At 40.2% G+C, this 2,083-nt stretch carries 5 protein-coding genes; 1 reads left to right on the top strand and 4 read right to left on the bottom strand.

Translation table 11 applies throughout. The features are described 5' to 3' along the window. The coding region (locus BLT07_RS21250) for a hypothetical protein (protein WP_217633370.1) at positions 1-256 on the top strand (256 nt) is incomplete at its 5' end. Positions 257-299: 43 nt separating this feature from the next. On the opposite strand, the gene BLT07_RS21790 is transcribed toward BLT07_RS21250, so the two are convergent. From BLT07_RS21790 to BLT07_RS20495, 4 genes are all read right to left on the bottom strand, one after another. After that, positions 300-530, bottom strand: a complete 231-nt coding sequence (locus BLT07_RS21790; protein ID WP_217633371.1) for a type II toxin-antitoxin system RelE/ParE family toxin — start codon at positions 528-530, stop codon at positions 300-302. Positions 531-607: 77 nt separating this feature from the next. Next, on the bottom strand, positions 608-847 hold the full coding sequence (locus tag BLT07_RS20505; protein WP_091874473.1) for a hypothetical protein: 240 nt from the start codon (positions 845-847) through the stop codon (positions 608-610). Positions 848-1,129: 282 nt separating this feature from the next. Next, on the bottom strand, positions 1,130-1,441 hold the full coding sequence (locus tag BLT07_RS20500; protein ID WP_091874475.1) for a helix-turn-helix domain-containing protein: 312 nt from the start codon (positions 1,439-1,441) through the stop codon (positions 1,130-1,132). Between the two features lie 4 nt (positions 1,442-1,445). After that, on the bottom strand, positions 1,446-1,784 hold the full coding sequence (locus tag BLT07_RS20495) for a type II toxin-antitoxin system RelE/ParE family toxin (RefSeq protein ID WP_091874478.1): 339 nt from the start codon (positions 1,782-1,784) through the stop codon (positions 1,446-1,448). Positions 1,785-2,083 lie beyond the last annotated feature (299 nt).

Genomic DNA, 2,083 nt, shown 5'->3' with positions numbered 1-2,083 from the left:
CCATTTGCGCATGAGCGGCAGGTCCACATTCCGCCCGAGTTTCGGTGTACTCAGTTATAGGTTAAGCACAGACCTGAATACCCGAACAAAATGTTTGGCAACGGCTCGGCTATGCGCAGTGCTGGGTCGGCACGCGCTGGCATTTCCGCCCAGCGGAAGCCAAAATCTTTTTGTTTTGGTTTTATCTTGTCCCGAGAAAGAGCAAAATCCAAAAGATTTTGTGGTGTTCGTCGACACGCCCAGACCTTTGGTCTAGGCACTTACGCCCGCATTGAATATAGCCAATGTTATCTGCTGGCTTACTTTGTCCGCTGCATTTTTTCGGGATTTTGTCCCGTGTGAAATACGTCTACAATCTCGACCTGATCTTGCTCCCAATTGATCCAGTAGATAATTTTGAAAGATTGATGTGCCAAATATCGAAACTCTTGACTTCTGCCTTTTAAAAATTCCTCGACTTGGCCTATTTTCGGCTGTTTTTTAAGTCGAAGTGTTGCTTTAGCTATCTTTTTCGTCTCGTTTTTGGCAATCTTGGAACCTGCGTGGTCAAAGTAAAATTAGTAGATTTTATTGAGTTCCGATTTTGCGAAGTCCGTCCAGAGAATTTTTAAGTCCATTTCTCAATTTCGGCTAGGAGCTGGTTAACTTCTGTCAATCTCCCATTTTTTGAATCCTCCATGGACTTGTCTATCCGTTCGTTGAGTTCCTTTACGGTCATAGGCTCCAATTCGTCCCCGTCCCATTTTTTTTCTATTTTGAGGAGTTTTTCAAGCCGGGAAATAGCCTCTTCGCTTTGGAGTTTCAAAAATTCCTGAACAAACTCTATTTTCCTGCTTTGTAAGTCCATCTCGATTCCATTTTAACCAAAGTTACAAATTCTCCCCCAATTTATAATTTGTTGATGGGCAGCTTGCAGATAACGTCAAGGCTATGGCAAGTAGGGCGGATAACACGAAACGACTTTTCCGCCAAGCCCTAGCCAAATCTTTTGCATTTTGTGACTATTTTTCTTTTTCAGTTGCCAAATCAAAAGATTTGGCGGTGCTCGAAAATACGCCCAGGCCAATGGGCATAGGACTTAACGCCCTATTTGCTATAGCCACCGTTATCTGTAGTGCTTTCCGCGCTGTTATGCCAAGTCCATATTTTGATTAAGCAAAACCACATTGAAATTGATTTTAGCGTTCAATGCCCTGAACACTTTTAATATTGTTTCAAATCTGGCATCGGTCAGATTATTCTCAATTTTCGAAATCTGTGCTTTTTTTACTCCTACGAGTTCTCCAAGCTGCGCCTGTGTCAAATTCCTGTCCTTTCGGGCCTGTTTTATTGCCTCTCCGATCAGATCAAGTCGAAGTTCGTTTTCGTATGCATCTCTTTCTGCAGTTCCCTCTTTTCCAAGATATCTGTCCTTTACTTCGTCAAATGAATATGTTTTCATATCGCTATTTTTTGTCATTAAAAAATTCTTTCATTATTTCGGTCGCTTTTTCAATATCTTTTTTTGGTGTTTTCTGGGATTTTTTCACGATTCCGTGAGTTGCAACGACTATTGTGACTTTCTTATTGGATTTGTCCCAGAATGCAAAAAGTCTGTACTGTTTCTTATTGTACAAAGTCCGAAATTCCCAAATATCGGAGTTCAGCTTCTTAAAAAGGGTCTTGTCGTTTTTGACCTTAGCTTTGTCAATGTTGAATAGAATTTTATTCCTTGCTTTATCGTCCAATCCATCAAGGAATTCAAGTACCTCCTTTAGGAATTCGACCTTAAAGTTCTCAGCCATTTTGTAAATGTTTACTACAAAGATAGAAGTTTCCTTTTTAGTAAACAATTTTATTTTGAAGACAAATTTTTAGCTTGTTGTCAACGTTTATGTGTAAGGATAGTTGCGTGTTTAAGCAACTAACTCACTAAGAATGGAACGAACCAGAGGAAAATCCGTAGGATTTTCCAAGTAGGTAAGAATCAAGCAATTATTTTTACACGGTGTGCCTGTTGCACAAGTTATGAAAAAAAGCGGTCGTGATCATTGCCGATCCGGGAATCGATCGTAACTTTAGGTATGCAAGGAAAAAAGGGCTA

The sequence above is a fragment of the Pricia antarctica genome (assembly GCF_900101815.1).
GTDB lineage: Bacteria > Bacteroidota > Bacteroidia > Flavobacteriales > Flavobacteriaceae > Pricia > Pricia antarctica.
The sequence above is the reverse complement of the archived record's forward strand: the minus strand, read 5'-3'. Positions and strand labels throughout refer to the sequence as shown.

Bases quoted from the DNA above. Each gene is read 5' to 3' on its own strand.
- BLT07_RS20505 (WP_091874473.1), bottom strand. From the start codon at position 847: ATGGACTTACAAAGCAGGAAAATAGAGTTTGTTCAGGAATTTTTGAAA.
- BLT07_RS20500 (WP_091874475.1), bottom strand. From the start codon at position 1,441: ATGAAAACATATTCATTTGACGAAGTAAAGGACAGATATCTTGGAAAA.
- BLT07_RS20495 (WP_091874478.1), bottom strand. From the start codon at position 1,784: ATGGCTGAGAACTTTAAGGTCGAATTCCTAAAGGAGGTACTTGAATTC.